This window comes from Ruegeria sp. CDSB022, from assembly GCF_059611145.1.
This window is the reverse complement of record NZ_JBXWOZ010000001.1, coordinates 24,776-49,309: the sequence shown is the minus strand read 5'-3', so window position 1 is coordinate 49,309 and position 24,534 is coordinate 24,776. Positions and strand designations below refer to the sequence as shown.

The following is a 24,534-nucleotide window of genomic DNA, read 5'->3' as shown; positions in this document are numbered from 1 at the left end:
GACTGAAGAAGGACAGAACTCGTATGGCGACTCTATCGCCCGCTTCTGATTTTGCACCTGTGGCAGCCACCTCGGCCGCCCCTGTTAGTACGCGCGACCCGCGTCTGGATTTCTATCGCGGAATCGCGATGTTCATCATCCTGATTGCGCATATTCCCAACGACCCCTGGGCCAAGTGGATCCCTGCCCGGTTTGGTTTTTCGGATGCAACCGAGATTTTTGTTTTTTGTTCGGGCATGGCCTCGGCCATCGCCTTTGGCGGCGCGTTCCTGCGCAAGGGCTGGTGGATGGGCACTGCGCGGGTATCATACCGGATCTGGCAGGTTTACTGGGCGCATATCGGCCTGTTCTTCTTTGTCGCGATGACGATGGCTGCGCTGAATCAATCAGGCCTGTTTGAGAAGAACTACATCTCGTCCCTGAACCTGCAGCATTTCTTCAATGATCCTGCTCCGCAGATCGTCGGCCTGTTCACCCTGACCTACGTGCCGAATTATTTCGACATTCTACCCATGTATCTGGTGGTTCTTGCAATGATGCCGCTGTTTATGGGCCTGTCCCGCATCGGATTCTGGGCGGTTGCAGCCACATCCGTTGCTATCTGGCTCGTGGCGCAGACCGACGTTCTGGACCTGCCCGCCGAGCCCTGGTCGGATCGTCAGTGGTTCTTTAACCCTTTTGGCTGGCAGTTGCTTTTCTTTACTGGCTTTGCATTCATGCGCGGCTGGATCCCGGCCCCTCCGGTGTCAAAAACGTTGATTTGGGCAGCGGCGCTGTTCCTGATCTTTTCAATGCCTTTCGGGTCGTGGAAAGTGTTCACATGGGTGAATGCCGCAGCCCCGGATTTGGCCGATGAAATCCGCAAAGTCTGGCCCATCACGAAGGAATTCCGCGACAAGACCGATTTCGGTCTGTTTCGCTACATGCATTTCCTGTCGCTGGCCTATCTGGGCTGGGTCGCTGCTGGCGAGCATGGACACCGCCTGATCGCAACCGGTCAGAGCGCAGGCGCCAAAGCTTGGCAAATCGTGCTGACCCTGGTCACCAAAGTGGGTCAGCAATCACTTGCCGTATTCGTATTTTCCATGGCAGCAGCACGACTTATCGGCGTTGGGCTCGATTTGTTTGGGCGGGATTTTGCCACTGTCTTTGTCGCTAATATGATTGGCTTTGCCATGATCATCAGCGTGGCCTATTTGGCCGCGTGGTTTAAGTCACAACCCTGGAAATCAAAGAAATGAAATTCACACGTCGCGCATTTTTGGCCACGACTTCGGCGCTTGCCTTCGCCCCGGCCACCTTTGCCGTGGGCGGAGAGGTCCCGTTTGACCGCAGTGACGTGATCTCGCTGGCCCGCGAGTTGGCCGCAAAGCCCTTTGCCGAGCGCAAGATGGTCCCGCAGGAATGGCAGGACCTGACCTATGAGCAATACCGCTCGATCCGGTTCCGCCTGGATCGTGCGCTTTGGTTCGAATCTGAGACGCCTTTCAACGTAGATTTCTTCACCCCTGGGCTTTATTTCCCCCGCACGGTTCAGGTGTCGACTGTAGAAGACGGCATGGCTAAACCCGTAGCCTTCGATCTGTCGATGTTTGACAAGTCGACCGAGGTTCCTCAGTTGCCCGTCGACGACACGCTGGGTTTTTCGGGCCTGCGCCTGCGGACTGAAATGCACCGCCCCGGAAAAACCGATGAGTTCTGTGTGTTTCAGGGCGCCAGTTACTTCCGGGCGATCGGCCTTCACGAGGTCTACGGCCTGTCGGCCCGGGGGCTGGCGCTGAAAACCGGCGATCCGGATGGCGAAGAATTTCCCGAATTCATTCGTTTCTGGCTGGAACGTCCCAAGCCCGGTCAGCGCAATATGGTGGTTCACGCCCTGATGGACAGCCCGAGCGTGACAGGGGCCTATCGGTTCAATGTCACGGCAGGCGCTGATTGCGTGATGGAGGTCGAGGCGACGCTCTTCCCGCGCACCGAGTTGACCCATGTCGGCATTGCGCCCGGCACGTCGATGTTCCTGTTCGATCAGACCAATCACAGCCGTTTCGACGATTTCCGCCCTGCGGTGCATGACAGCGACGGGTTGTTGATCCGCAACGGCGCTGGCGAGGTCCTGTGGCGGCCTTTGGCAAACCCGACCCGCCTGCAGTTCTCGTCCTTTGTTGACATGAACCCGCGCGGGTTTGGCCTGATGCAGCGGAAACGCGCGTTCTCGGATTATGCCGATCTTGAAGCGAGTTACCACAAACGCCCCGGCCTCTGGGTCGAACCAACTGGCGATTGGGGCAAAGGTGCGGTCACTCTGGTCGAGATCCCTGCCGATCAGGAAATCTACGACAATATCGTCGCCTATTGGCGTCCGATGGAGCCCTATGCGGCCGGAAGCCAGGTGGACCTGTCCTACCGCCTGATCTGGGGTGAAGAACCACAGCGCACCCCGATGCCACGCGTGATCAACACTGCGATGGGTGACAACACATTTGGCGAGGGCCGTCTGGCGGTGATCGACTTTGAAGCCAGCGAGCTATTCGACGAACCTGAGGCGATGACGATCTTTGTGGACTCGCCCCATGCAGAGACCTCGGATGGCGTCCTGCAGCGCAACCCCGATACTGGCGGCCTGCGGTTGGCCTTTTCCTTCGAGCCGGGAGACCGGAACCATGTGGAACTGCGTGCGCAGTTGCTGAAAGACAAGCAGCCTGCCTCCGAAGTCTGGCTGTATCGTTGGACATCATGAGCAACGATCTGCATATCATGCCGCCTGAGGCACCCCTGGCGATGCCGGAGCAGAATTTCAGCGCTGGGTTCCGTGACGCTCAGGCGCCCCGCAGCAGGCAGGCATCTGCGGGATTCTGGCGTGCGCTGGCGTTCTCGCCTGCGATGGCGGCTACGCTGGGCTTGCTTTGGGTCATGACCGACTGGTTCGGAGCCGAAGGGATCAATCTGATCGAAGCGATTCTGTTGGCTCTGATCTCATTCAACTTTTTCTGGATCTCTTTCACGGTCTGCACCGTTTTGTTGGGTATGATTTCCCTGTCGCGGCAGGAACAGCCCAAACGTCAGGGCCGCCCACAGGCGCTGCGCGTCGCGCTTCTTATGCCGGTCTATAATGAAGTACCCTGGAACGTGCTGGGCAACGCCCGCACCATGCTGGAAGACCTGCGCGCGCGGGATGGTCAGCACCACTATGCGATGTTCATCCTCTCTGACACCCGCGACCCCGAGATCGCGGCACAGGAACAAGCCAGCGTCGAAGCGTTGCGCACCACCCTCGCGCCGGGACTGGAACTGTATTATCGTCGGCGAGAACAGAACACAGACCGCAAGGTCGGAAATATCGCAGATTGGGTCAGCCGTTGGGGTGCGGATTGGGATGCGATGCTCGTGCTGGATGCCGACAGCCTGATGACCGGCCGCGCCATCCTGCGCCTGACGGATTCTCTGGCGCGAGACCCCGGTGCGGGCCTGATCCAGAGTTACCCTCAGTTAATTGGTGCTCAGTCGGTTTTTGCCCGGATGCAGCAATTTGCCAATGGCGTTTACGGTATCGCCTTCGCCGAAGGTCTAGCCCGCTGGTGTGGTCAGGAAGGTAACTATTGGGGCCATAACGCGATCATCCGCACCAAGGCTTTTGCCAACTGCGCGGGGCTGCCAAGACTGCGCGCAATGAATGGTCAGGAAAAACTGATCATGAGCCACGATTTCGTCGAGGCCGGCCTCATGCGTCGCGCCGGATGGGGCGTGCGGTTCCTACCGCGCATCCGAGGATCCTATGAAGAAACCCCACCAACGCTGATCGACCACGCGTTGCGTGACCGGCGCTGGTGTCAGGGCAATTTGCAACACCTGAAGTTGCTGGGCTCAACCGGATTCCGCGCTGTGTCGCGGTTCCACATGTTCCATGGAGCAGTCGGATATCTGATGTCGCCGCTTTGGTTTGCCTTGCTGGTGATGTGGGCGCTGATCGGTCAGGGCGAGGATGCCTCGGTCCTGCATTATTTCAGCCCCGACAATCCGCTGTTCCCGCAATGGCCCGAGATGTCGGAAACCCGCCACGTGCTGATCATTCTGGTCATGTATGCTATGTTGCTGGCCCCCAAGGTACTTGGCGTACTTGCCCTGCCACTTAGCGGTGTGCGCTATGCGGATTTCGGTGGCGCAGGTAAATTCATGACCTCATTCATCTCGGAAGTCATCCTGTCGATCCTCTATGCGCCGATCCTTATGGTGCAACAGATGATCGCCGTCTTCCGGACAATTCTTGGTATTCAAAAAGGCTGGTCTCCTCAGGCGCGGGATGGTGGCAGCTATGGACTGCGGACGCTGATCTTATGTCACACGCTGGAAACTATCAGCGGTATAGCCTTGGGCGCCGGCATCCTATCGGGTCTGGTGTCAATCTGGCTGGCTCCGATTGCCATAAGCCTGGCCTTTGCCATCCCGCTTTCCGCACTCAGCGGTGTTTCAACCTCACCGGCGCGGCGCATGGTCGGAATGAAAGAAGATGTTCAGGAACCGGCAATCACCCGGTCCGCCCGTCTCCACAGGGATGAATTGAAGCGCCTGGTCGAAGGCAAAACCGTCATGACTCCTGCCGAGTGATCAACCACCCGGCAGGCCCTCGTACCACTCTACCATCATATCCGACCATCCCTGCGGCACGTTGTGACCACCTGGGAAAAGTGCGAATTCCAACATCGCGCCATCGGCGCATCCGGTCCATTTGCGGCGCATGAATTGCCCGGTCGTGGAAAATCCGCTGGGTTTGGTATCGGCGCATTCGTTTGCGACCCGCCAAATTTCCAGACCGGCAAAGATATCGCCCTGATGGAATCGACCACCGCCCAAAAGACGCCCTTCCAGCGGGACTACATTGTCGATCCAGCCATGGGTGTGAAACATGCGCACCGGGCCATCGCAGGCCTCGGGATGCGGTCGCCAAAACCCACCTGAAACCGGAGCATAGGCCGAAAACGTATCCGGCGCCGCGCAGGCGAGGTAGTAGACCATGAAGGCCCCCGCAGAAAACCCGCCCAACACGACGCGGTCATCATCGACCCCGAACCGGTCCGACGCATCCTGAACCACCTCGCGCAGAAAAGCCGTTTCGTCACGCCCTTCCCAACCCGGGAAGAAATTCCAGCTTTGGCGGCCGTTACGCTCGGACCCCTCCGGTGCCATAACCGCATATCCGCGCGCAAGCAGAGGATCAACCAAGCTGCGGTTCTTCAGCGTTCCGGTCGCAGTCCCGCCATAACCGTGCAGAAACACCACCAGCGGTGGGTTTTCGGTTTCGGGAAGTTCGATATGGTACCCACCCGACGGCGTTTCGCACATGTCTTCCTGATCGACACAGGCGGCCATTCCTGCATTCGCGATCACGGCCATCCCGACCGACAGAAACAAGCTTCGGATCATTCTGCTTTCCCATCATAGTGTTGAACCGGCAGGCCTGCCCTGACCCAGCCCGGCCCTGCTGCTGAGCCTAACATACCCTCGGGCACGTCGATGATATTTGCGAACCCCGCCTCGGACAGCTGGTTGCTCAGCCGGGCCGAGCGCACACCGCGCGCGCAGATCAGGGCGATTGGGGCATCGTGGTCTCCGCCGACAATCTGCAGCAGCGCCTCTTCAAAATCATCGCGACGCATGTCTAGGGGATGCGCGCCTTCGCCCACGCCCGAGGCATCCCATTCGCGTGGGGTACGGATGTCCACCAAAAATATATCTCCAAGCCTAGCTTGTTGATGCGCATCCCCGACACTGATCCGACCGCCCGCATAGCTTTGCGGGATCAGGCGGTATTCACGGACTGCAAAACCGCCCAGAACAGCAGCCGCACCAAACAGCAGAACCTTTCGCCGTGTCCGGTTTGCCCCAGCAGCCACTGTAATCCCTCCTGATCCGATGCGGTCCTATGTATCACAGCAGCTTATCCAGTTCCGTGTCGAAATTAACCTGCCTGTTCAAGTTCGTGTCATCGCCGCTTTACCTGTACCATCCTCTGCCTTGGGGCCCCTGAACAGGCAGAATGGCTTGCAATCGCTGGACACTCCGCGAATTATCCTTACAAAATCAATAGCACTTTTGACCGCCCAGACCGGAGTATCGCAGTTGTCCCTATTCCTCATCGCGGCCCTTCCCTTCCTCGGAGCTGTATTCCCAGCCCTTTTGATCCGGGCTGGACGAAACGCAGCAGCCTCGGCCGCTGGGTTGACTACTTTTCTGGCGCTGATGGGGCTGTTGATTCACATCCCAACCGTGATGCGCGGCGAGGTCGTTACGGCCCGGTTCGACTGGATTCCGGCACTGGGCCTAAACGCCAATTTCATGTTGGACGGCCTTGGGTTTCTGTTCGCGCTGCTGATCCTTGGCATCGGTTTGCTGATCATCCTCTACGCGCGGTTCTACCTGTCGCGCGAAGACCCGATGGGGCAGTTTTACACCTATTTGCTGCTGTTTCAGGGCGCGATGGTGGGAATCGTTCTGTCGGACAATATCCTACTTTTGCTGATATTCTGGGAACTTACCTCGCTTAGTTCATTCCTTTTGATCGGATATTGGAAACACCTCCCTGAGGGACGACAGGGCGCACGTATGGCGCTGGCTGTGACCGGCTCTGGCGGCTTGGCGATGATTGCGGGGATGCTGATCCTGGGCAATATCGTTGGCTCTTATGACCTAAGCGTCATTCTCCAGAACAAAGAACTGATCCAGTCTTCACCCTATTACATGCCAGCGCTGATCCTGATTTTGCTGGGGTGTTTCACCAAATCGGCACAGTTCCCCTTCCATTTCTGGCTGCCACACGCGATGGCCGCCCCTACGCCAGTATCAGCCTATCTGCACTCGGCCACGATGGTGAAGGCAGGGTTGTTCCTGATGGCCCGCATGTGGCCCGTTCTGGCGGGTACTGATGCGTGGTTCTACATTGTGGCCACAACCGGCCTGGTAACCATGCTGATCGGGGCCTGCATCGCCCTGTTCAAAGACGATCTCAAGGCGCTGCTGGCGTTTTCGACCGTGTCGCATCTGGGCCTGATAACCATGCTGCTGGGGTTTGGAACCAAGATCGCCGCCGTTGCTGCCATCTTCCACATCATCAACCATGCGACGTTCAAAGCAGCCCTGTTCATGACCGCCGGGATCGTGGATCACGAAACCGGTACGCGGGATATCAAGCGACTGGGCGGATTGCGCCATTTGATGCCCATCACCTTCACCATCGGGACGATTGCCGCACTTTCCATGGCCGGTCTACCTCCGCTGAACGGGTTTCTGTCCAAGGAGATGATGCTGGAGGAAACGGTCCACACAACCTGGCTGCATTCGCATTATCTTGTGCCCGGACTGGCGCTGCTGGCGGCCTTGTTCTCTGCAGCCTATTCGTTCCGCTTTGTTGGTCACGTGTTCCTTGGTCCAGTACGCGACGATTACCCAACCCATCCACATGACCCACCGGCCGGGCTTTGGCTTGCACCCGCTTTCCTGGTCGTGCTTGTCGTCCTGATCGGTCTTTATTCCAACGCCATCGTAGGTCCGCTGGTGGCAGTTGTTTCAAGTGCGGTAATCGGGGGCGAGAAGCTGCCCTATTATTCGCTGAAACTCTGGCACGGGTTTACGCCTGCCTTGTATATGTCCGCGTTCGCCACACTGGGTGGCCTGGCCTTGCTGGCACAGCATCGGCGTGGTGAGTTCATCTGGAATGCCCTGCCCAGACCCGAGGCGAAAACCATTTTTGACGCAGTGATCGCTGCGCTTACGGCGACCAGCCGCTGGGTCACAGATACTCTGCATAACGGGGTCCTCAGCCGGTATGCGGCCATCCTGATCGTCTTTACGGTTGGGCTGGGATATTATGCATTCGCCACCGGATCTATTGGCGTTGAAACACGCACGCCCCTACCCGTTCAGATCATTCCGTTCATTGGCTGGATCTGCCTGATCGCCGCGACGCTGGCCATCATGTGGTTCCACCGCAACCGGCTGCTGTCCTTGGTGCTGATCGGAGTCGTTGGCCTGATCGTCTCGATGGCCTTCAACTATCTGTCCGCACCCGACCTTGCCCTGACACAGATTTCTGTCGAGGTAGTGACGATGATCCTGCTGTTGTTGTCACTGAACTTCCTGCCCACGGACACGCCCTGGGACAGCAGCGCGGCGCGGCGTTGGCGGGATGCGGCAATTTCGGTCGTGGCAGGCATCGGATCAGGTGCGTTGATCTACGCGTTGATGCTGCGGGATTTCGGTTTCCCGAGCATTTCCGAATTCCATCTGGCCAACTCGTATAAGGGCGGCGGAGGCACCAATGTGGTCAACGTGATCCTGGTGGATTTCCGTGGCTTTGATACCTTCGGCGAAATCATCGTTCTGGGCATCGCCGCCCTGATCATCTTTGCCCTGACCGAGGCGGTTCTGGAAACCAATGTCCGGGGGTATTTGCTGAACCGTAAACCGCACTGGCCGCAATCGGGCGACTCTCATCCGTTGATGATGGTCGTGGCGACAAGAGTGATGATGCCGATCGCGCTGATGGTCGGGGCCTATATCTTTTTCCGCGGCCATAACCAACCAGGCGGAGGGTTCATCGCCGGTCTGGTCGTCGCCATCGCCTATCTGATGCAATATATGGCCAGCGGCTATACCTGGGCCATCGAACGGCAACGGTTCTATTACCACGGCACAATCGGCTGGGGCGTTCTGATCGCCGCAGCAACTGGAATTGGCGCATGGTTCAATGAACGTCCCTTCCTTACCAGCGATTTCGGATATCTGAACTGGCCGCCACTGGAAGAGTTCGAATGGGCAACCGCCATGCTGTTCGATACCGGCGTGTTCCTTGCGGTTTTGGGCGCGGTGATGCTGGCACTGGATAGCCTGTCCCGCTTGGCCTGGCAGCCCGGCATGGCGCAGGAATTCCCAATGGATATCAACCCGCTGCGGGACGATCCGCCTGAAGAAGAACAAGAAGAAAAGGAGCAGGTCTGATGGAAGCGCTCGTAGCCTCTGCGGTTGGCGTGATGACCGCCGCCGGGATTTTCCTGATCCTGCGTCGCCGGACTTTTCCGGTCATTCTGGGCCTGTCTCTGCTGACCTATGCGGTGAACGTCTTTTTGTTTGCCACCGGGCGGCTGGCTTTGGACGCGCCGCCGGTTCTGAACAAATATGAAGAGGTCGCCTATACCGATCCCTTGCCGCAGGCCCTGGTGCTGACCGCCATCGTGATTTCATTCGGGATGACTGCGGTGATCGTGATGATCTCGCTTTCGGCTTACCTGTCGGCCAAGGATGACCACATCGACATGGCCGCTCATGACAATACGGACGCGCCGGGAGAAGACGCATGAACCATTGGATCGTTGCGCCAGTCGTCCTGCCCGCGATTCTGGCTCCGTTCATCATCATGGTCCTGCGATACCACCTTGATTTGCAGCGCATATTCTCGGTCGCCGGTGTCGTGACACTGCTTGGCATCGCCCTGACAATCACCGCACAGGCCGCAGGTGGAGACATTCTGGTCTATGAGTTGGGCAACTGGCCAGCGCCCTTTGGAATCGTGCTGGTGCTGGATCGGTTATCTGCCATGATGGTCTTGCTGACCGCGCTTTTAGCCCTTCCGATAGTGCTTTATGCGATTGCCTCCGGATGGGATGCACGCGGCAAGCACTTTCATCCCTTATTCCACTTTCAGCTTATGGGCGTATGCGGTGCCTTTCTGACAGGTGACGCCTTTAACCTGTTCGTGTTCTTCGAGGTATTGCTGATCGCGTCCTACGGTTTGATGACGCACGGCGGTGGAGCCGTTCGGCTCAAGGCAGGCGTGCAATATGTCGCCTACAACCTTTTGGGCTCAACGCTGTTTTTGTTTGCCCTTGGCACGCTCTATTCAGTGACCGGCACGCTGAACATGGCGGATATGGCTGTACGGATTGCCGAGCTTCCGTTCGAAGACACCGCTCTGATAAGAGTGGGTGCTGCCCTGTTGCTGCTGGTATTCTGCATTAAGGCTGCAGTTCTACCGCTGCATTTCTGGCTACCGGCCAGCTATGCGAATGCTCCTATGCCAGTTGCAGCGCTGTTTGCGATCATGACAAAGGTCGGGGCCTACTCGATCTTGCGCATGTACACGCTTGGCTTTGGCCCCGAGGTATTGGTTGCGCATGATCTTGTGATCAACTGGCTGCAACCTGCCGCTTTGGTAACTCTGGCCGTTGGTACAATCGGCATATTGGGCTCACGACACATCGCGCGCCTAGTGGCTTTTTGCGCCATCGCGTCAATGGGTACCCTGCTGATCGCAATTTCCCTGTTCACCGAAACAGCAACCGCCGCCGCTTTGTTCTATATCTACCATTCGACGCTTGCGACGGCGCTGTTGTTCCTGATTGCTGATCTGGTGATCGAGCGGCGCGGAGGCGCGATTGCCCCAAAGCACCCTATGGCACAGACCGGACTGATTTCCGCACTGTTCTTTATTGGTGCGATTGCTTTGGCCGGGATGCCGCCCCTGTCCGGGTTCATTGGCAAACTGCTGGTCCTGGACGCCGCGCGAGATGCACCAGACGCAAATACGGTCTGGGCTGTGGTATTGATCGGCTCATTCGTAACCATAGTAGGGCTAGCCCGCGCCGGAACTTTGATCTTTTGGAAAAGCCATGACGCCAGCTTGGCCACCGACCAAGCCGATACAACTGGCGGCGAGACCGCCTTTCAGGCAGCCCCGGAACCTTCGCCCGGGTTGGCCTTTACGTCGGTATTTGCTTTGATCATCGGTCTGGTCATGCTGACATTGTTTGCCGGGCCTGCAATGAACTACGCTACCAGCACAGCGGAACAGTTGTTTGCACCCGAAAACTACATCTCGGCCGTGTTAGGGGTGGAAGAATGAAAAAACTGCTTCACCGGATATTCCCGCACCCGCATCTGACTTTCCTGCTGACGGTCGTGTGGATTTTGCTGGCAAACACACCATCGCTGAATTCACTGGTGTTTGGCCTTGTGCTGGGAATTATCATCCCCTTCGTCACACAGCCGTATTGGCCAGACCGGCCCATTCTTCGGAATTGGCCGATGATCGCCGAATACATATTGGTGGTTCTATGGGACATTGTTGTCGCCAACATGACAGTTGCTAGGATCATCCTCTTCAAACGGGATTCCGACCGTGAACCGAACTGGGTCTGCATTCCGCTGGAACTGCGCACACCAGAGGCGATTACGGTTCTGGCCGGGACAATCACCATGACCCCCGGCACCGTCAGTTGCGATCTGTCCGCGCAGGGTCACAACCTGCTGGTCCACTGCCTCGATGCGCCAAACCCGGACGAAGTACGCGATCAAATCAAGCAACGATACGAGCGCAGGCTAAAGGAGATTTTCGAATGATCGAGCTAGCAATCTACTTTGCCTTTGCCTGTTTCGGCGCAGCCATCATGATGTGCCTGTGGCGGATCATTACGGCCGATGGAGTGGGCACCCGGGTTCTGGCGCTGGACACGATGGTGATCAACACAATTGCCCTTATGGTGCTTTACGGGCTGTTTCTGGGGACCGAAATCTTCTTCGAGGCTGCCATGATCATCGCCATGCTCGGCTTTGTCTCAACCGTTGCCTACGCGCGCTTTATGCTGCGCGGCAATATCATCGAGTGAGGGCGACATGTCGGTAATCTTTGAAATTCTGGTCGCCTTCTTCCTGGTTGTTTCAGGCATATTTGGTTTTGTCGGATCGTACGGGATGATCAAGCTAAAGGACCCGATGTCCAGGCTTCACGCCCCCACCAAAGCGACAACGCTTGGGGTGGGTGGCGTTCTGATCGCCTCAATCATCCATTCCGTATTGATCGAACATCACCTGTCTCTGCACGAGCTGCTGATCACGCTGTTTCTGTTCCTGACTGCTCCGATCACGGCCCTGTTTATTGCCAAATGGCATATTCACCGCCATGAAAAGCCCCAGGATCTGCCGGACGCGGGTGAGGACAAAATCTGGGCTACACATGCGGTCGAACAGGTCGAAGACGTTCCTGATCACAGAAACACCTGATACCTATGCATAGACCTCCACTACCCCTGACCCGCGATCTGGTTCTTATCGGCGGCGGTCATACGCACGCGCTGGTGTTGCGAAAATGGGGAATGAACCCCCTGCCTGGCGCGCGCCTGACGGTCATCAACCCCACGCCTTCAGCCCCCTATTCAGGGATGCTGCCCGGTTTCGTTGCCGGTCATTACCGCCGGGGTGACCTGGATATTGATCTGGTGCGTCTGGCTCGCTTTGCCGGGGCACGGGTGATATTGGGTGCCGTCGAAGGGTTAGACCCTGACCGGCAAGAGGTACATGTGCCCGGCCGACCGCCCGTCGCCTATGATGTAGCCTCGATTAATGTTGGCATTACATCCGACATGCCGGCCCTGCCTGGATTTTCCGACCATGCGGTCCCCGCAAAACCGTTAGGGTCTTTTGCCGCCAGGTGGGCCGAGTACCAATCTGGCGCAGGCGCCGCCTCGGTTGCCGTGATCGGTGGTGGTGTTGCCGGTGTCGAGTTGATCATGGCGATGGCGCACGCTCTGCGTTCCGCAAACCGCAGCGCCCGATTGACCCTGATCGACAATGCTCGGGCCCTGACCGCGATTGGCGCTAAGGCGGCCTCGATCATTCGCAATGCGATGGCTGACCTTGGCATCGACGTGATCGAACAGGCCGCCATCGTCGAAATTCATGCGGATCACATCCGGTTGGAGGACGGGCGCCAGATTGCGGCTGGATTCGTGACGGGGGCGGCGGGGGCCAAACCCTATGGTTGGATGGCGCAGTCCGGGCTGGATCTTCACGATGGCTATATCACGGTGAATAGCCGGCTGCAGTCCAGCAATCCTTTTGTGTTCGCAGCCGGCGATTGTGCCCATCTGTCAGAAAACCCCAGACCAAAAGCAGGTGTCTATGCCGTCCGAGAAGCCCCGATTCTTTATGACAATCTTCGGGCCTCGCTGGGTGTCGGAAAGATGCGCCCCTATCATCCGCAAAAAGATTACCTCAAGCTGATATCGCTGGGTGGGAAATCCGCATTGGCCGAGCGATTGGGAACCTCGCTCAGTGGTCCGTTGATGTGGAAATGGAAGAACCATATCGACCAGAATTTCATGAATAAGTTCCGGAATCTGCCGCCGATGAAAGCAGCAGAGTTGCCCCGCGACCACGCTTTGGGCGTGCCCGAAGTCCTGGGTGAAAAGCCCATGTGCGGTGGGTGCGGCGCAAAGATTGGGCGTCGCGCTTTGCGCAGTGTTCTGTCTGATTTGCCGCCCCCCGATCGGCAAGACGTTATACCGCTTTCAGGTGACGATGCGGCTTTGCTTCTCACCGGCGGCGCGCGACAGGTGATGACCTCGGACCATTTGCGCAGCTTTACCAATGATCCGGTTTTGATGACACGGATCACGGCCATTCACGCATTGGGTGATATCTGGGCGATGGGTGCGGCACCGCAGGCCGCCACCGCAACGATTATTCTGCCTCGGATGTCACCCGCACTGCAACTACGTACAATGTCAGAAATCATGGCCACCGCCAGTGACGTCATCCGCGCAACCGGGGCCGAAATCGTCGGAGGCCACAGTTCGATGGGGGATGAGATGACCATCGGGTTCACTCTGACCGGCCTGTGCGAAAACGACCCGATCATCTTGTCCGGAGCCCGCAAGGGCGACGCTTTGATCCTGACCAAGCCGATTGGCAGCGGCGTGATCATGGCCGCCGAAATGGCCGGTTTGGCCAATGGCATCTGGGTCGCCGAGGCGTTCCGCCACATGGTCCAGCCCCAGGGCGAAGCCGCGCGCATTCTGTTCAGCGCCCATGCTATGACCGATGTGACCGGGTTTGGTCTGGCAGGGCATCTGCAAGGTATTTGCGGTGCCTCGGGCTGCGGTGCGGTAATTGCTCTGGATGCGGTTCCCGTGATGGCCGGGGCTGTGGAGCTTAGCGCAAGCGGTGTTCGGTCCACGATCTTCGAAGACAACCGCGCCATTGCGCCTGAACTCGCCAACAGACCCAAGGCTGATCTTCTTTTCGACCCTCAAACCGCCGGAGGGCTATTGGCCGCTGTCCAAGCCGATGACGCGCCAGGCCTGTGTGCAGACCTACGTGCGGCTGGATATCCGGCATCAATCATCGGCATGATCGACGATACGCCGGGTTTAAAACTTCAGAGCTGATCCAGGACCTGTTCGACCCGCACAGCGACCTCTTTCAGACCGGTACTTGCCAGCGAGGGAACCTGGATCGAGGCCACAATCTCGGTGCTGTGTACGCGCGCGGACTTGGCATAAGCTGGGTCGTAATGCTGTTCCATAAGTGACCGTGTAAGGGCCAACTTGTTACCGCCGTCAATCAGCGCAAACCACCCATCCACCACCTCATGCCCACGGTGAGACCTCAGCGGCGACAGGAGATCTTTCAACCGCTCGGCATCGCTGAGGACATCGTCATATGCCGAGACCAGATATTCCGCGCGCGCTTCTATCGGGGCATCAATCTGAATGCGCACGGCCGCACACATGGCGGACCAAAGCCTCGGCGGCAGGATCAAAGAGCCGATTTTGGACGATTCCGCTTCGACTACGACGGGACGGGTGGGGTCAAAACCACAAAGTTCTGCGGCCAGCGCGGATTCGAATGCCTTTTGACTGGGTTGTCCGCCCGGCATTGCCCCCAGCAACGACCCCCGGTGATTGGAAAGCCCTTCGAGATCCAGAACCTGGACACCACGTTCCTGAAGGTGTGTAAGCAGCTCGGTCTTTGCTGTGCCCGTATACCCATCCAGAAGGACGAATTGAAACTGCAACGGATCGTCATACAGATACCGGCTCACCAAGCGGCGATAAGCCCGATAGCCGCCCTCGACAACCTCGGCCCGCCAGCCAATCTGTTGTAGCATCCAGGTAAACGAACCAGATCTCTGCCCACCGCGCCAGCAATATACAAGGGGTTTCCACCCCCCTTCGTGATGGGACAGGCTGTGTTCAATGTGGTTGGCCGCATTCCTGAAAACCAGAGCCGCCCCCAGCTTGCGGGCCAGAAACGGGCTTTCCTGGACATAGATCGTCCCGACGCGCGCCCGTTCGTCGTTATCCAGAACTGGCAGGTTGATAGACCCGGGCAAATGATCCTCGGCAAATTCAGCCGGGCTGCGCACGTCTATGGTTGTGTCGAACTCATGCGCGTATAACTGCTGAAGGCTGGTGATTTTCAGAACCATGTCAACGATCTAACCCGCGTTGAACCGGATGGAAAGGCACGGTGTCAACCTGTGATGGGATCGACAAGCGTCGGTCCACTGGCCCGATTGGAATTGACGCCCGGATCGACACGATGAAAGCCAAGAATATCTTCCTGCCCCGGAGACAACAGCCGCGCAGCCCCCTTGCCCACTTCACCCAGCCATAAAGGCCAGTTTTCAGGTTCAACAATCAGGGGCATGCGGTGATGAATTATGCCCAGATTGCGGTTCGCTGGTGTCGTAACGATAGCGCATGTTCCCTTCTGGTCGCCCTCGGGTCCCCAATCTTGCCATACCCCGCCAAAAGCAATCGGGGCCCCGTCTTTTCTGAAAATATACCAGGGCAGCCGGTCTCCGCTCTCGGTTTTGGTCCATTCATAAAACCCGCTGGCAACGATCAGACATCTGCGTTCTCTGCAGGCCACCCTGAACGCCGGTTTTTCAGCTAGCGTTTCGGCGCGGGCATTGATCAACAATGGCCCAGCGGTTTTGGACTTGTACCAGTGTGGTAAAAACCCCCAACGCAAGGCATCCAACTGACGCCCGGTTTCGCCTGCCCTGACCACATGCACCTGACATGTCGGACAAACGTTGAAATTCGGGACAACAGGCAGAGCATTGGCCGGGCGCGCAGAAAACAACTGGGCCATGGCATCATTTGGAAGGGTTATTGCAAACCGTCCGCACATAGGTAATGAACTTTCAACAATCGTTTTCTACAGGCACAGGTTCTCACGGGGTCATATGCAAAATCAAACGGCGAAAACCTTAAAAGTCAAAGCTGTCGCAGCGCTGGAAGAAGGCAAATTCCAGGCTGCGCTGAAAAAGGCTCAACTTGGCGTAAAAAAGTTTCCGACCGACTCGGATTTTCATGCCATTTCCGGTTTTGTTCTGACCGAGATGAAACAGTATAAAAGGTCGATCCCGCATTTTGTCGAAGCCGCGCGGATGAAACCTGACGATCCGCAATTCGTCGAAAACCTCGCCAATGCTCTTATGCAAACCGGCCAGATGGCCAAAGCCTTGGAATATGCCGAACTCAAGGCCGAAAAATTCCCAGCCAGCAAGGAACTGAACCGGGTCATTGATGAGATTACGCTGAAAGGACAGAATTGGCGCCTGATCATTGATCACGTGACCAAAAAACTTCAAAGCGACCCTGAAAATGTCAGCCTGTTGTCGACTCGTGCCCGCGCCTATGGCCGCATCGGTTATATCGAGCACAACTCACGCGATATAACCAAGGCGTATGAATTGGCACCGGACAACGAAAAGATAGCCTTTCAAAAAGCCGTAAATCTGCACCAGAGTGGCGACAAAAAGGGATGCGCCAATATTCTGCAGGGCATCTACGCCAAAGAACCCTTCCATGTTGCCACCCTTCTTCAGCTTTCGACAATGTCCAGCAAAGAGGACGCCCCGAAACTGATGGAGGCGGTTGAAGCAGCGATATCCGAAAGCGTACACGAGCTGTCGGAACTGGAATTTGCCAAGGCCCACCTGATCCAAAAAACCGATAGCCTTGGCGCAGCACTGCCGCAATTTGCACGTGCCAATGCCATCCAACACAACGTCAAACCCTATGATTTAGAGGCGGAAGAACAGAAGTTCGAACGTATCACTGGCCTGTTCCCTGTAGGAGGAAGAGTTCCTTGGTCCGAACAAACCGATCAGCCGGTTCCGATCTTCGTTCTGGGCCAGCCGCGCTCTGGCACGACGCTCATGGAAATGATGCTGAGCTCCGCGCCAGACATTGCTGGCTGCGGCGAACTGACGGTTGGGGCCGATCTTTCGCGCGACTACGCACAACATCGCAAGACCTTCGATTCCACTGCCGCAGCGAAATATGCCAAAGAGTTCCGAGAGTTGATGCCGCCGATCCCCGATGGCTCGACCGCTTTTGTTGACAAGATGCCCCACAATTTTCAGCGGGTCGGCTTCCTGTTGTCGGCATTCCCAAACGCCAAGATAATAAACATGCTGCGTGATCCGCGCGATGTTGGTCTTTCGAAATGGATCCGCCGGTTCCCTGCGGGTGGCATGAACTATGCCTCGAATCTTGAGACCATTGCCCATTCTGCCAACCTATATCGTCGCTATATGGCGCATTGGGATGCTGTTTTTGGCGACAAGATCCTGACCGTTCCATATGAAAAGCTTGTCGCGGACCCCGAAACCTATAGCAAGCAGGTCGCCGCTTTCTGCGACCTGGAATGGACCGAGACGATGATGCATCCGGAAGAGAATACCAAACAGGTCCGGACTGCCAGTATCGACCAGGTTCGCAACAAAATCTCAACCAAATCCATTGGGGGATGGCGATCTGTGTCGGAACATATCCAGCCCATGCTTGCGGGTTTTGATACAGGGCTTTGGCCGGAATACGATATCGATCAAGGCTGAAGGTTAGCTGAATGAAATAGGGCCGCATCCCAAGGTGCGGCCCTTTTCGTTTCGCTCTGGTCGCCTTACTTTTGCTTGATGCGACCGTCCAGATAAGGCTGGTAAGGCGCGTTTTCGGCTAGGTATTCCGCCGTGACATCTGCAAGATCCGGGCCAAAGTCATAGGCATTTTTATCGTCGCCTTCGAACATACTGTACCCGTCACCGCCATTTCTGACGTAGTTATTGGTAACGACAAGATAAGTCGCCGCCGGATCAATCGGGGTAAGCCCATCGCCGTTGGATACCATGACCTCTGATACGCGCCCTTCGTTTGGTGCCACCGATGCGTCCCAAACAAAGGTCAGACCGGCAACCTGCGGAAAGCGGCCCTTGACCTCTTCTACCTGGCTCACGCCGTTTTCAAGCGCGTCAACGATGCCTTGTCCGCTGATCTCAAAGGTTGAAAGCGTATTCTGGAACGGCAGCACGGTCAGAACTTCACCCATGGTCACGTCGCCAGGGTCAATCGAAGCACGCAAGCCGCCAGAGTTCGCAATCGCGATATGAACGCCCTGATCAGCAACCCGCGCAAGCATAGCATCAGCGACCAAATTGCCCATCTGACATTCCTGAACACGACAGATCGAACGGTCACCCTCAATCGCCTCAGACGTGCTGGCCACGACCTTATTGCGGATTTCGTCCAAAGGAGCGGCCAGTTCCGCGATACGGTCCAGCGAGGCCTGATCTTCGGCCACGTTGTTGTCCATGATCAGCGGCTCACCAGCCGCCGCGACAACATTTCCGTCGTCATCAAAAGTGACATTCAGCTCGCCCAGGAATTTGCCGTAGGCATAGGCCTGAATGATCTGCACGCCATCGACCACTGTCGGATAGGGACCAACAGCCTTGTCGGAAACGTTGGACAAATATGTATTGGAATGCCCACCTACGATTACGTCAACGCCGGTCGTTTCCTGTGCAACACGCTGGTCGACAGCATATCCCGAATGGCTGAGAACGATGATCTTGTTCACGCCTTCCGCGGTTAGCTTGTCCACTTCGGCCTGAACCGCGGGAATCGGGTCCGAGAATGTGATGTTCGGGCCAGGAGAGGCCAGTTCATGCGTGTCTTCCGGCGTCAGACCAACAAGGCCGACTTTTTCTCCGCCGACTTCAATCACTGTAGACTTTTTGATCTTGCCGTTCAGCAATTCTTCGCCGGAAAAATCCGCGTTCGACATCAGCACCGGGAAATCAACCGTGTCAATAAAGCCGCGCAGGACTTCCGGGCCATCATCGAATTCGTGGTTGCCCACGGTCATAGCGTTATAGCCCAATTTGTTCATGAACTCGGCCGCGACCTTGCCCTTGTAATAGGTATAGAACAACGAGCCCTGAAACTGATCGCCGCCATCTACCAGGATCGAGTTTTCGGCACGTCCGCGGGCTTCTTCCACTGCTGTTACGAGACGGGCAGATCCGCCAAAACACTTGCCTTCGGCGTTGTCATCTGAACTACAGCCACTGTCATATTTGTTGATCGGCTCGATACGCGAATGAAAGTCGTTGGTGTGCAGAATGGTCAGTTTATATTCGGCGGCGGCCATTCCTGCAGTCAAACCCAGCACAGCAGCCGAGGCTAGGAAACGGGTGAACATATTTTAACTCCCTTTGTTAATTGCCAAGATGTTGCGCCGCCTTCAGCAAAGAGTCAAAGGGGGAAATCCGGCTTGAATCTAGCCGCAGCGCGGGGCATGACCGTTCTATGCTGATTTACAAGATTTTCCGCGCCAACGAATGGACGGCGCTGCAGACCGATGGCGCCACGGATGGTGCTCCGATTGATGTTTCGGACGGTTTTGTCCACTTTTCGACAGCTGAACAAGCTGCGGAAACCGCTGCCAAGCATTTTGCCAGCGCCGAAGGTTTGACGCTGTTGGCCTGCGATGCTGACGCGATGGGCGAGGAACTGGAGTGGGAGGTTTCGCGCGGGGGCGCTCTGTTTCCGCATCTCTACCGTCAGATCCGCATGACCGACATAGCTTGGTCCTGCCCCCTGCCCTTTGACGGCAACGCGCATCGCTTCCCGGACGACATGAAATGACGGAATATATCGACCCGGATCGCGCCCAGTTCGAAGCCTTCAAGGTGCTGGATCGTGACCAGTCTATTGAGATGCTGAACCTGGTGAGGTTCCGCAGCCGGGCCGAATATCCATCGGGGCACGAACTGGCCAGAAGCGGTCTGTCGGGCGCTCAGGCCTATCGCAATTATGGGATCGAAACCGCGCCGATCATTACCCGCCTTGGGGCAAAGATCATTTGGCGCGGCGCGTTTCAGACTACGTTGATTGGCCCGAAGGATGAGGCATGGGACGCGGTATTTATCGCGCGTTACCCATCGGCCCATGCCTTTCTGGAAATGATATCCGACCCTGACTACAAACAGGCGGTCGTGCATCGTCAGGCTGCGGTGAAGACCTCTCGCCTGATCCGGTGCGCGCCGACCGAAGGCGGAGAAATCTTTGGATGAAACTGACTGAAAAGCTGGGGCTGGCTGCCCTGCACCGCTTGGACCCGGAAACTGCACATGCCCTGTCGATCAAAGCCCTGAAGGCAGGGCTTGCGCCTGCACCAGGGCCGGTCACGTCACAGCGTTTGCAGACCAAAATCGCCGGGCTGGATCTGCCCAATCCGGTTGGTCTGGCCGCAGGGTTCGACAAGAACGGAGAGGTTCTTGGCCCCCTGTCTCGCGCCGGGTTTGGGTTCATCGAAGTCGGTGCCGTTACCCCACGCCCGCAGCCCGGCAATCCCAGGCCGCGCCTGTTCCGCCTGACCGAAGACAAGGCTGCCATCAACCGCTTTGGCTTTAACAACGAAGGGATGGAGGCCATGGCCCGTCGTCTGGCGGCGCGCCCCAGGGATGCGGTGATCGGACTGAACCTTGGTGCGAACAAAGACAGCGATGATCGCCCCGGCGACTTTGCCAAGGTACTGGCCCATTGTGGGGCGCATCTGGATTTCGCTACGGTCAACGTGTCATCTCCGAACACTGAAAAGCTGCGGGATTTGCAAGGCAAAGCGGCGCTGAGCGCTCTGTTGAGCGGCGTGATCGAAACCCGAAACACCCTAATGCGCCCTCTACCAGTATTCCTCAAGATCGCCCCCGATCTGACCGAGGATGAGCTGCGGGATATCGCCGAAGTGGCCCATGAATCGGGCGTTGATGCGGTCATCGCCTCGAACACCACTTTGTCGCGCGATGGGTTGCGCAGCGCACACAGAGACGAAGCAGGCGGCCTGTCCGGCGCACCTTTGTTCGAAAAATCCACCCGCGTTCTTGCCCGGTTTAGCCATTTGACCGACGGTCAGATTCCGTTGATCGGTGTTGGTGGCATCAGCACAGCAGAACAGGCCTATGCCAAGATATGCGCCGGTGCTTCGGCCGTGCAATTCTACACCGCGATGGTTTTCGGTGGTATCTCACTTGCGGCGGAAATCGCGCGAGGTTTGGATGACTTGCTGGCGCGCGACGGGTTTGAAACCGTTGCGCAGGCCGTTGGAAGCAAAAGACAGGACTGGATATGATCGAATACTGGCACAATCCCAGATGCTCTAAGTCTCGCGCAGGGCTCGCTTTGCTTGAGGAAAACGGAGCGCGGGTCGAAATTCGCAAATACCTTGAGGACACGCCCTCGGCAGACGAAATCCGGGCCGTACTTACACGCCTTGATATCCCCGCCATCGACCTGATGCGGACTAGCGAAAAGCTGTTCAAGGAACTGGGCCTAACCAAGAATACCGCTCAGGATGACCTGATCACAGTAATGGCGGCCCATCCGATTTTGATCGAGCGTCCGCTTGCAATCAAAGGGGACAACGCAGCCATTGGTCGCCCTACTGAATCCCTTCTGGACCTTCTTTAAGCGACCAAAGCCTCAAGCTTGGGGTATCGCCATCCCAGCGTGCAGGCACGCGCGATGTTCAAGATCATCAGCGCGGCCCAAAGGCCGTGATTGCCGAGCGCAGGCACCAATATGAACAGGGCCAAAACATAAATCGCAACCGAATGGATCATCGCATTGCGCATTGCGCGCGTCCAGGTCGCACCTATGTAGATGCCGTCAAACATCCAGCTTGCCACACCGATCACCGGTGCCAGCGCCGCCCAGACCAGATACTCGCGTGCGGCTAGTCGCACCTCAGGTGCAGTTGACATCAGGTCGATCAACGCTGGCCCGGCCAGATAGAAAACCGCACCAAGTACAAATGCACCCCCTACCCCCCATTGCGAAGCCATGGCCGCGGCTCGGCGCACCTGATGCCGATCCCGCGCGCCAATGGCGCCGCCGACCAGTGCTTCGGCGGAAAAGGCGAACCCATCCAGTGCAAAGGCGGTAATTTCGAGAAACTGCAGCAAGACCTGATTGGCTGCCAGATTAACATCCCCCAGATCCGACCCGACGAAGAGGAATGTGGTAAAGGCGCCGGTCAGCAATACCGAACGGACCATGATGTCACCATTCACCTGCATCATCCGACGCAGACGCGTGGGATCAAAAATTCGCGGCCAGTCACGCCATTGATTCCCGGTAAAAGCACTGCGGCACAGCCAGAGACCCAGTGCCAGCCCGCTCCACTCGGCGATGAGCGTCGCGATGGCCACCCCCTCGACGCCCCAACCCAGACCAAGCACAAACCACAGATCCAGCAGAATATTCAGTCCGTTCATCCAGACCTGCAGGACAAAGACCCCACGCGTACGTTCAATCGCAATCAACCAGCCAGTGATGGCGAACAGCGCAATCGTTGCCGGCGCACCCCAGATGCGTATCCGCAGATAGTCGCGGGTCAGCGCCTCAACCTCGGGGCTGGCGGGGGAAAGGGCAAAAGCCCCTTTGAACAAAAGGACCTGGGCCAATATGAAAACCATACCTGCCGCACTGCCCAGCAATATGCCCCGCATCAGCAGCGCACCGGTTTCTGCAGTGTCACCTGCCCCGCGCGCCTGCGCCGCCAGGCCGGTGGTCCCCATCCTCAGAAAGCCGAATATCCAGTAGATCGAGGCCAGAATCACGGCCCCCATCCCAACAGCCCCAATCGGCGCAGCCAGACCCATCTGCCCGACTACGCCAGTATCCACGGCCCCAAGGATCGGAACCGTGGCATTCGACAGCACGATGGGCGCTGCAATTTTAAGCACGCGCCTGTGCGTGATGGGTGCCGAGGCGTCTTGCATGGAAATCTACTCAGCTTTCGATTTGGACTGCGGCATCAGAAAATGCCCGCTGGCCTGTGCGAAAGGACGCTGATGATTGTCCTGCCACGCTTCGACACGAACCGACGCATACCGGCGCCCTAATCGGCGAACAAAGGCACGCGCATAGGCATCCCGTGGCAAGCCCGATCGCAGGTAATCAACGGTAAAATCTACTGTTTTTGGAAACATGATGGTTTCATCTTGAAAGACCGTGCTGGCATCCAATTCGCCGTTTTCGATCCGGGGAAAGAAATACTCCCAACTCAGGGTGATAACCGCGGTTACTTCCAGAAAGGCAGCCGTCACACCACCATGAAGCGCCGGAAGCATCGGGTTTCCGATCAGCTTTTGGTCAAAGTTCAGTACCCCGGTCAACTCATTTCCCCGCCGGTCAAATTCGATTCCGAGAAACTGAATATATGGAACACCATCCACGATTGCCTTCAGTGCTGCATCGCGACGCTGTTCGATGAGCTGCATGGCTTCGGGCCGAGGTCGTGACATCATCGGCTCTCCACTGTGAATGAACCGGTGGCGGTTGCCACGGGCAGGTCCTTGTCCTCATCCATCGCAGTTGCGCGGACAAAGGCCACGTTTCTGGTGACGTGATAACAGACAGCATGTGTCGTAATGCTCTGTCCTGGCGTCGCCGGGCGCATGTAGTCTATCCGCAGATCTATTGTCGCGGTGGCGCCGGGCGAAGAAGGATGGCACATGACCGCGGAACCGCAGCAGGTGTCAAGCAGGGCAAAAACCGCCCCGCCATGGATCACACCCGTGCGTGGATCACCGATCAGTTCGGCCTTGTAGGGCATCGAAATCTCGGCCTCGCCATTACCCATTTTGGTGAGTGTCAAACCCAAAGCTTTGGCATGCGGAATGGCCTCAATAAACTGTCGTGCTATAGCAGCTTTGTCGACCATCTACTTGTGTCCTCTCTGTTTCTCCCTTTATGAGCGTCAGGCTAGCAAAAGAGCAAGCCCGCCTGTTGCGCTTGAAGTCGCCACGTCCTACGCTGTTTCGAAGGAGACCAGGAATGCCCGACAACCGTTTGTCATTCAAAGAGATGTGCGCCGAGTTTGACGTGACTCCACGTACCCTGCGCTACTATGAATATATCGAACTTCTGCAGCCTGACCGCGAAGGCCGAACTCGCTTTTACGGGCCTAGGGAATGCGCTCGGATGACGCTGATCATGCGGGGACGGAAATACGGATTTCCTCTGGAAGATATCCGCCAGTGGCTGCTGATCTACGAAGATCAGGGGAATCAGGCACAGATGAAGGCCTTCATCGAAATGGCCGAACATCAGCTTGTCGAACTGAACAATCAGAAAAAACAGTTAGATGAAGCCATAGATGCCTTGGAACAAATGCGTGACCAGACCGCGAAATTGTTAGACTAGGCATTGCTGCCCAGCTGACCGCGTTTACTATCGGATTTGCCAAAGCCAAAAACAGACCCTTCCTGGGCTCTTTTACCCTTTCAGCATGCTTTTCCGTGTTTGGAAAATTGCATCTGGAAGGTGATCTGACGTGACGTCCTGAAATTCCCTGCAGTAGAAACCTTGACGCGAACGGAAGTTACGTCAACTTATTTGTGACGCAGCGTTC

General features: G+C 57.0%; 24 protein-coding genes. 16 read left to right on the top strand and 8 right to left on the bottom strand.

Annotation, left to right across the window (positions count from 1 at the left end; genetic code table 11):
* Window positions 1–23: 23 nt before the first annotated feature.
* The 3 genes from AC2FIZ_RS00230 to mdoH are packed head-to-tail and all read left to right on the top strand — an operon-like array spanning window position 24 to window position 4,602.
* On the top strand, window positions 24–1,241 hold the full coding sequence (locus AC2FIZ_RS00230) for an OpgC family protein (protein ID WP_142632862.1): 1,218 nt from the start codon (window positions 24–26) through the stop codon (window positions 1,239–1,241).
* Entirely contained in the window at window positions 1,238–2,737 is a 1,500-nt protein-coding gene (locus AC2FIZ_RS00225) for an OpgD/OpgG family glucan biosynthesis protein (protein WP_496790405.1), read from the top strand. Before AC2FIZ_RS00230 ends, AC2FIZ_RS00225 begins: the two co-directional genes overlap by 4 nt.
* Window positions 2,734–4,602, top strand: coding sequence for a glucans biosynthesis glucosyltransferase MdoH (gene mdoH / locus AC2FIZ_RS00220; protein ID WP_281971812.1), 1,869 nt, complete (start codon window positions 2,734–2,736; stop codon window positions 4,600–4,602). Before AC2FIZ_RS00225 ends, mdoH begins: the two co-directional genes overlap by 4 nt.
* On the opposite strand, the gene AC2FIZ_RS00215 is transcribed toward mdoH, so the two are convergent.
* Together AC2FIZ_RS00215 and AC2FIZ_RS00210 are read right to left on the bottom strand one after the other, a co-directional pair.
* A complete protein-coding gene (locus tag AC2FIZ_RS00215) occupies window positions 4,603–5,418 on the bottom strand; it encodes a CE1 family esterase (protein WP_281971811.1) in 816 nt (271 codons plus the stop codon). It lies immediately after the preceding gene.
* The gene (locus tag AC2FIZ_RS00210) at window positions 5,415–5,888 is read right to left on the bottom strand and encodes a rhodanese-like domain-containing protein (protein ID WP_142632854.1); all 474 of its coding nucleotides are present in this window, start codon (window positions 5,886–5,888) and stop codon (window positions 5,415–5,417) included. Before AC2FIZ_RS00210 ends, AC2FIZ_RS00215 begins: the two co-directional genes overlap by 4 nt.
* Before the next feature lie 226 nt (window positions 5,889–6,114).
* Between AC2FIZ_RS00210 and AC2FIZ_RS00205 the strand changes: the two genes are divergently transcribed.
* Genes AC2FIZ_RS00205 through selD form a run of 7 tightly spaced genes read left to right on the top strand, consistent with a single transcriptional unit; the run spans window position 6,115 to window position 14,210 of the window.
* The gene (locus tag AC2FIZ_RS00205) at window positions 6,115–8,988 is read left to right on the top strand and encodes a monovalent cation/H+ antiporter subunit A (RefSeq protein ID WP_281972385.1); all 2,874 of its coding nucleotides are present in this window, start codon (window positions 6,115–6,117) and stop codon (window positions 8,986–8,988) included.
* On the top strand, window positions 8,988–9,347 hold the full coding sequence (locus tag AC2FIZ_RS00200; protein WP_142632852.1) for a Na+/H+ antiporter subunit C: 360 nt from the start codon (window positions 8,988–8,990) through the stop codon (window positions 9,345–9,347). The genes AC2FIZ_RS00205 and AC2FIZ_RS00200 overlap by 1 nt, the downstream gene beginning before the upstream one ends.
* The gene (locus AC2FIZ_RS00195; RefSeq protein ID WP_282027859.1) at window positions 9,344–10,888 is read left to right on the top strand and encodes a monovalent cation/H+ antiporter subunit D; all 1,545 of its coding nucleotides are present in this window, start codon (window positions 9,344–9,346) and stop codon (window positions 10,886–10,888) included. Before AC2FIZ_RS00200 ends, AC2FIZ_RS00195 begins: the two co-directional genes overlap by 4 nt.
* Window positions 10,885–11,385 carry a Na+/H+ antiporter subunit E gene (locus tag AC2FIZ_RS00190; protein WP_142632848.1) on the top strand — a complete coding sequence of 167 codons (501 nt, stop codon included), beginning with the start codon at window positions 10,885–10,887 and terminating at the stop codon, window positions 11,383–11,385. The genes AC2FIZ_RS00195 and AC2FIZ_RS00190 overlap by 4 nt, the downstream gene beginning before the upstream one ends.
* Entirely contained in the window at window positions 11,382–11,651 is a 270-nt protein-coding gene (locus AC2FIZ_RS00185) for a K+/H+ antiporter subunit F (protein ID WP_142632846.1), read from the top strand. The genes AC2FIZ_RS00190 and AC2FIZ_RS00185 overlap by 4 nt, the downstream gene beginning before the upstream one ends.
* Before the next feature lie 7 nt (window positions 11,652–11,658).
* Window positions 11,659–12,045, top strand: a complete 387-nt coding sequence (locus tag AC2FIZ_RS00180) for a Na+/H+ antiporter subunit G (RefSeq protein ID WP_271947999.1) — start codon at window positions 11,659–11,661, stop codon at window positions 12,043–12,045.
* A 5-nt stretch (window positions 12,046–12,050) separates the two neighbouring features.
* A complete protein-coding gene (selD, locus tag AC2FIZ_RS00175; RefSeq protein ID WP_496790404.1) occupies window positions 12,051–14,210 on the top strand; it encodes a selenide, water dikinase SelD in 2,160 nt (719 codons plus the stop codon).
* Here the strand turns inward: selD and mnmH are convergent.
* Both mnmH and AC2FIZ_RS00165 read right to left on the bottom strand, forming a co-directional pair.
* Complete coding sequence (gene mnmH, locus AC2FIZ_RS00170) at window positions 14,201–15,253, bottom strand: tRNA 2-selenouridine(34) synthase MnmH (protein WP_281971808.1); 1,053 nt, start codon at window positions 15,251–15,253, stop codon at window positions 14,201–14,203. The two genes, selD and mnmH, sit on opposite strands and share 10 nt — an antisense overlap.
* A 44-nt stretch (window positions 15,254–15,297) precedes the next feature.
* The gene (locus AC2FIZ_RS00165; RefSeq protein ID WP_281994370.1) at window positions 15,298–15,963 is read right to left on the bottom strand and encodes an SOS response-associated peptidase; all 666 of its coding nucleotides are present in this window, start codon (window positions 15,961–15,963) and stop codon (window positions 15,298–15,300) included.
* A gap of 55 nt (window positions 15,964–16,018) precedes the next feature.
* On the opposite strand from AC2FIZ_RS00165, the gene AC2FIZ_RS00160 reads away from it, so the two are divergent.
* The gene (locus AC2FIZ_RS00160) at window positions 16,019–17,677 is read left to right on the top strand and encodes a tetratricopeptide repeat-containing sulfotransferase family protein (protein ID WP_281971806.1); all 1,659 of its coding nucleotides are present in this window, start codon (window positions 16,019–16,021) and stop codon (window positions 17,675–17,677) included.
* A gap of 65 nt (window positions 17,678–17,742) precedes the next feature.
* Here AC2FIZ_RS00160 and AC2FIZ_RS00155 read toward each other — a convergent pair whose 3' ends face one another.
* Complete coding sequence (locus tag AC2FIZ_RS00155; RefSeq protein WP_496790402.1) at window positions 17,743–19,320, bottom strand: bifunctional metallophosphatase/5'-nucleotidase; 1,578 nt, start codon at window positions 19,318–19,320, stop codon at window positions 17,743–17,745.
* A 107-nt stretch (window positions 19,321–19,427) separates the two neighbouring features.
* Between AC2FIZ_RS00155 and AC2FIZ_RS00150 the strand changes: the two genes are divergently transcribed.
* The 4 genes from AC2FIZ_RS00150 to arsC are packed head-to-tail and all read left to right on the top strand — an operon-like array spanning window position 19,428 to window position 21,587.
* The gene (locus tag AC2FIZ_RS00150; protein WP_281994369.1) at window positions 19,428–19,766 is read left to right on the top strand and encodes a DUF952 domain-containing protein; all 339 of its coding nucleotides are present in this window, start codon (window positions 19,428–19,430) and stop codon (window positions 19,764–19,766) included.
* Complete coding sequence (locus AC2FIZ_RS00145; protein ID WP_281971804.1) at window positions 19,763–20,194, top strand: DUF1330 domain-containing protein; 432 nt, start codon at window positions 19,763–19,765, stop codon at window positions 20,192–20,194. Before AC2FIZ_RS00150 ends, AC2FIZ_RS00145 begins: the two co-directional genes overlap by 4 nt.
* On the top strand, window positions 20,191–21,249 hold the full coding sequence (locus tag AC2FIZ_RS00140; RefSeq protein ID WP_281971803.1) for a quinone-dependent dihydroorotate dehydrogenase: 1,059 nt from the start codon (window positions 20,191–20,193) through the stop codon (window positions 21,247–21,249). The genes AC2FIZ_RS00145 and AC2FIZ_RS00140 overlap by 4 nt, the downstream gene beginning before the upstream one ends.
* Window positions 21,246–21,587 (top strand): arsenate reductase (glutaredoxin), encoded by a 342-nt coding sequence (arsC, locus tag AC2FIZ_RS00135; protein ID WP_496790401.1) that lies wholly within the window; start codon window positions 21,246–21,248, stop codon window positions 21,585–21,587. The genes AC2FIZ_RS00140 and arsC overlap by 4 nt, the downstream gene beginning before the upstream one ends.
* On the opposite strand, the gene AC2FIZ_RS00130 is transcribed toward arsC, so the two are convergent.
* The 3 genes from AC2FIZ_RS00130 to AC2FIZ_RS00120 are packed head-to-tail and all read right to left on the bottom strand — an operon-like array spanning window position 21,584 to window position 23,844.
* A complete protein-coding gene (locus AC2FIZ_RS00130) occupies window positions 21,584–22,900 on the bottom strand; it encodes an MATE family efflux transporter (RefSeq protein ID WP_142632825.1) in 1,317 nt (438 codons plus the stop codon). The genes arsC and AC2FIZ_RS00130 overlap by 4 nt on opposite strands.
* Window positions 22,901–22,906: 6 nt before the next feature.
* A complete protein-coding gene (locus tag AC2FIZ_RS00125) occupies window positions 22,907–23,425 on the bottom strand; it encodes a PaaI family thioesterase (RefSeq protein ID WP_271948008.1) in 519 nt (172 codons plus the stop codon).
* Complete coding sequence (locus tag AC2FIZ_RS00120) at window positions 23,425–23,844, bottom strand: PaaI family thioesterase (protein WP_496677957.1); 420 nt, start codon at window positions 23,842–23,844, stop codon at window positions 23,425–23,427. The genes AC2FIZ_RS00125 and AC2FIZ_RS00120 overlap by 1 nt, the downstream gene beginning before the upstream one ends.
* A gap of 113 nt (window positions 23,845–23,957) precedes the next feature.
* Here AC2FIZ_RS00120 and AC2FIZ_RS00115 point away from each other — a divergent pair, with 113 nt between their 5' ends.
* A complete protein-coding gene (locus AC2FIZ_RS00115) occupies window positions 23,958–24,326 on the top strand; it encodes a MerR family transcriptional regulator (protein WP_142632819.1) in 369 nt (122 codons plus the stop codon).
* Window positions 24,327–24,534: the final 208 nt, after the last annotated feature.

Coding starts and splice junctions, on each gene's coding strand:
- AC2FIZ_RS00230 (WP_142632862.1), top strand. CDS start 24: ATGGCGACTCTATCGCCCGCTTCTGATTTTGCACCTGTGGCAGCCACC.
- AC2FIZ_RS00225 (WP_496790405.1), top strand. CDS start 1,238: ATGAAATTCACACGTCGCGCATTTTTGGCCACGACTTCGGCGCTTGCC.
- mdoH (WP_281971812.1), top strand. CDS start 2,734: ATGAGCAACGATCTGCATATCATGCCGCCTGAGGCACCCCTGGCGATG.
- AC2FIZ_RS00215 (WP_281971811.1), bottom strand. CDS start 5,418: ATGATCCGAAGCTTGTTTCTGTCGGTCGGGATGGCCGTGATCGCGAAT.
- AC2FIZ_RS00200 (WP_142632852.1), top strand. CDS start 8,988: ATGGAAGCGCTCGTAGCCTCTGCGGTTGGCGTGATGACCGCCGCCGGG.
- AC2FIZ_RS00195 (WP_282027859.1), top strand. CDS start 9,344: ATGAACCATTGGATCGTTGCGCCAGTCGTCCTGCCCGCGATTCTGGCT.
- AC2FIZ_RS00190 (WP_142632848.1), top strand. CDS start 10,885: ATGAAAAAACTGCTTCACCGGATATTCCCGCACCCGCATCTGACTTTC.
- AC2FIZ_RS00185 (WP_142632846.1), top strand. CDS start 11,382: ATGATCGAGCTAGCAATCTACTTTGCCTTTGCCTGTTTCGGCGCAGCC.
- AC2FIZ_RS00180 (WP_271947999.1), top strand. CDS start 11,659: ATGTCGGTAATCTTTGAAATTCTGGTCGCCTTCTTCCTGGTTGTTTCA.
- selD (WP_496790404.1), top strand. CDS start 12,051: ATGCATAGACCTCCACTACCCCTGACCCGCGATCTGGTTCTTATCGGC.
- mnmH (WP_281971808.1), bottom strand. CDS start 15,253: ATGGTTCTGAAAATCACCAGCCTTCAGCAGTTATACGCGCATGAGTTC.
- AC2FIZ_RS00165 (WP_281994370.1), bottom strand. CDS start 15,963: ATGTGCGGACGGTTTGCAATAACCCTTCCAAATGATGCCATGGCCCAG.
- AC2FIZ_RS00160 (WP_281971806.1), top strand. CDS start 16,019: ATGCAAAATCAAACGGCGAAAACCTTAAAAGTCAAAGCTGTCGCAGCG.
- AC2FIZ_RS00155 (WP_496790402.1), bottom strand. CDS start 19,320: ATGTTCACCCGTTTCCTAGCCTCGGCTGCTGTGCTGGGTTTGACTGCA.
- AC2FIZ_RS00150 (WP_281994369.1), top strand. CDS start 19,428: ATGCTGATTTACAAGATTTTCCGCGCCAACGAATGGACGGCGCTGCAG.
- AC2FIZ_RS00145 (WP_281971804.1), top strand. CDS start 19,763: ATGACGGAATATATCGACCCGGATCGCGCCCAGTTCGAAGCCTTCAAG.
- AC2FIZ_RS00140 (WP_281971803.1), top strand. CDS start 20,191: ATGAAACTGACTGAAAAGCTGGGGCTGGCTGCCCTGCACCGCTTGGAC.
- arsC (WP_496790401.1), top strand. CDS start 21,246: ATGATCGAATACTGGCACAATCCCAGATGCTCTAAGTCTCGCGCAGGG.
- AC2FIZ_RS00130 (WP_142632825.1), bottom strand. CDS start 22,900: ATGCAAGACGCCTCGGCACCCATCACGCACAGGCGCGTGCTTAAAATT.
- AC2FIZ_RS00125 (WP_271948008.1), bottom strand. CDS start 23,425: ATGTCACGACCTCGGCCCGAAGCCATGCAGCTCATCGAACAGCGTCGC.
- AC2FIZ_RS00120 (WP_496677957.1), bottom strand. CDS start 23,844: ATGGTCGACAAAGCTGCTATAGCACGACAGTTTATTGAGGCCATTCCG.
- AC2FIZ_RS00115 (WP_142632819.1), top strand. CDS start 23,958: ATGCCCGACAACCGTTTGTCATTCAAAGAGATGTGCGCCGAGTTTGAC.